Raw genomic sequence first — 2,614 nt, 5'->3', positions numbered from 1 at the left:
CATCATCACTAAGAGTCATCAGGGCTCCGGAAGAAAAACCAAACATGGCTTACCTACTGTTAACGGCAACGCAGAAGAAAGGTTTACAGGGTAGCGGGCAGGGATGAAAAAAAAAAAATTGCAGTCAGGCCGGAACGGCTGCTGAACCGGTACAGGCGGGTTCCGGGCGCAGCGCCGGACCAGTCACGGAGCACTAGCGGAGTGTATACTGGCTTAAGATGTAGCATGGCAGTAACACATAGCATTAATGCCACATAAGACAGGCGCAGAAAGTGAAAGAAAACGCGTCAGGAGAAAATGTGATACAGAATATATTCCGCTTCCTCGCTCACTGACTCGCTCCGCTCGGTCGTTCGGCTGCGGCGAGCGGGACGGGCTTACGGATGGATCAGAAATTTCCTGGGGGATGCCAGGAAGATACTTAACGAAGAAAGCATAAGGCCGCGCCAAAGCCGTTTTTCCATAGGCTCCGCCCCCCTGACAAGCATCACAGAATCTGACGCTCAAATCAGTGGTGGCGAAACCCGATGCGGCTTAAAGATACCAGGCGTTTCCCCCTGGTGGCTCCCTCGTGCTCCCCCGCATTCCTGCCTTTCGGTTTACCGGTGTCACTCCGCTGTTATGGCCGCGGTTTCTCATTCCACGCCTGACACTCAGTTCCGGGAAGGCAGTTCGCTCCAGGATGGACTGTATGCACGAACCCCCCGTTCAGTCCGACCGCTGCGCCTTATCCGGTAACTATCAACTTGAGTCCAACCCGGAAAGACACGACTAATCGCCATTGGCAACGGCCATTGGCAAACAGGATGTGCGAGAGATGTCTCAAGAGTTCTTGAAGTGGCGGCCTTAGTGAGGCTACACTGAAAGGACAAATTTGGTGACATGTCTCGCACAAGACTGTTACCACGGTTAGGGGATCTGCCAGGATTACCTAACCTTCGAAAAACCACCTGCCAGGGTGGTTTTTTCGTTTACAGGGCAAGAGATTACGCGCGGAAAAAAAGGATCTCAAGAAGATCCTTTATAAATTAGACATCCAACCTCACAAAGAGGAATACTTAAATCATCTTGGTATATGTATCGGCCGGATTACATCTCATATAAGCCTCCTCCCCGCCTGACACCACACTTTGACCATAGCACCTCGCGCCTAACTCGATATACAGCCCACCATCAAGCCTCTTTTCACATAAAAAATGACCTATAGTTAGATGGTTAGTGACCAAAACTGATATGGATAAAAGGAGCTGGCTTTGAAAAAGATTTTTGTTTCAGTGTTCGCAGCGGCAGTTGCGCTTTCAGCCCTCACCGGCTGCACGCGCACAAGCTATGCCATACACACCAATGACGGTCGCACTATTGTCAGCGACGGCAAACCTAAAGAATCAGACTCAGGCCTGCTTGGCTATACAGACGCGAATGGTGTCAAACAGCAGATCAATAAAACCGACGTTAAAGAAGTCTCCGAAATTCCGCACTGAGCATCTTCTCCGAAAAAGGCCGCTAATGTGGCCTTTTTCTTTACCTGTGGTTCTCCGCCAAAATCCCAGCAAATTGCATCACCAAAGCTAAAAGCTTTCAGGGTTGTCTAAAAAGCACAAGACATAAGAGGAAGTGCGGTATTTTATAATCAAGCCCCCAAGAATTTACCATAACATCCGTTGCCCGCACCGCCTGAGACGCGTTCAGCGCGTTCCTGACGAAACCATGACAAAAACCACAACAAACCACCCCGGAACCCGTCAGAAACGCGCCTGTTAAATTTTAACGGCATGCATGACTATGCACCAGAATGACGCCATGCTCTTTTCACGCAAAAATCATCACCAGACGGGGAAAATCACCAGTGACCAGACAGGAATCCGCCGCCCTCAATATGGCCAAATTTATCCGCGCACAGACACTTCTCCTCCTTGAGCGGCTCGAGCAGATGGATCTGGATGAGGCTGCCGGCTGCTGTGAGCACCTGCACGATCAGGCCGAAGCGCTTTACGCCATGCTGAACGCACAGATAGGCGAGGAAAATGCGTGAAAATCGGTGAACGGGTGCGCAATTCAGTGCGCGGCCGTGAGGCGATGGCGGGGTGTCGGGGCGCAGCCCTGACCAGGGTATTTGTGATGCCGGCGCGTGCGCGGTATTACAAATGCACATCCTGTCCCGGAACGGACACCGGGAAACAGCAAAAAAAACCGGGCGGCACGCCCGGAACTCAATCAAGTTAGATTAGATTACTCTCACTCGTCCATAACAGCATCATGGAACGACGACCACCGTCCGTGACGGCCGCCTCGTTTAAGTATGGACAGAAATACAGAAAATGCTCAGGACGAAATGTAATGAATGCGAACGGATTCAAGAAATTCGAGCATGACAGTCCTTACGGCCGGTTCGGTTTCAGACAAAATCTGCCGGTATGCATCCAGCATCATGGCTCCGGCATCCCCTCCGGCACGCCGTAGCCAGACCGAAACAACGGACACAAGCAGGTGTCGCTCATCATCACTAAGAGTCATCAGGGCTCCGGAAGAAAAACCAAACATGGCTTACCTACTGTTAACGGCAACGCAGAAGAAAGGTTTACAGGGTAGCGGGCAGGGATGAAAAAAAAAAAAT

The 2,614-nt window shown here is 51.1% G+C and carries 3 protein-coding genes; 2 read left to right on the top strand and 1 reads right to left on the bottom strand.

Translation table 11 applies throughout. The features are described 5' to 3' along the window. Positions 1–1,253: 1,253 nt before the first annotated feature. The gene (locus RDN66_RS24215; RefSeq protein WP_021243043.1) at positions 1,254–1,481 is read left to right on the top strand and encodes a YgdI/YgdR family lipoprotein; all 228 of its coding nucleotides are present in this window, start codon (positions 1,254–1,256) and stop codon (positions 1,479–1,481) included. Positions 1,482–1,846: 365 nt separating this feature from the next. Then, positions 1,847–2,032 carry a Rop family plasmid primer RNA-binding protein gene (locus RDN66_RS24210; protein WP_013772937.1) on the top strand — a complete coding sequence of 62 codons (186 nt, stop codon included), beginning with the start codon at positions 1,847–1,849 and terminating at the stop codon, positions 2,030–2,032. 290 nt (positions 2,033–2,322) lie between these two features. Here RDN66_RS24210 and RDN66_RS24205 read toward each other — a convergent pair whose 3' ends face one another. Further along, positions 2,323–2,514: a hypothetical protein gene (locus RDN66_RS24205; protein ID WP_021243041.1), complete on the bottom strand. Its 192-nt coding sequence runs from the start codon at positions 2,512–2,514 to the stop codon at positions 2,323–2,325. Between the last annotated feature and the right edge of the window lie 100 nt (positions 2,515–2,614).

Origin of the sequence: uncultured Kluyvera sp., assembly GCF_902485085.1 — a bacterium.
GTDB classification, from domain to species: domain Bacteria; phylum Pseudomonadota; class Gammaproteobacteria; order Enterobacterales; family Enterobacteriaceae; genus Kluyvera; species Kluyvera ascorbata.
Note: the sequence above shows the minus strand (reverse complement) of the source record. Positions and strands in the feature narration are given on the sequence as shown.

Excerpts from the sequence above, each read along its gene's own strand:
- RDN66_RS24205 (WP_021243041.1), bottom strand. The coding sequence starts at position 2,514 with ATGACTCTTAGTGATGATGAGCGACACCTGCTTGTGTCCGTTGTTTCG.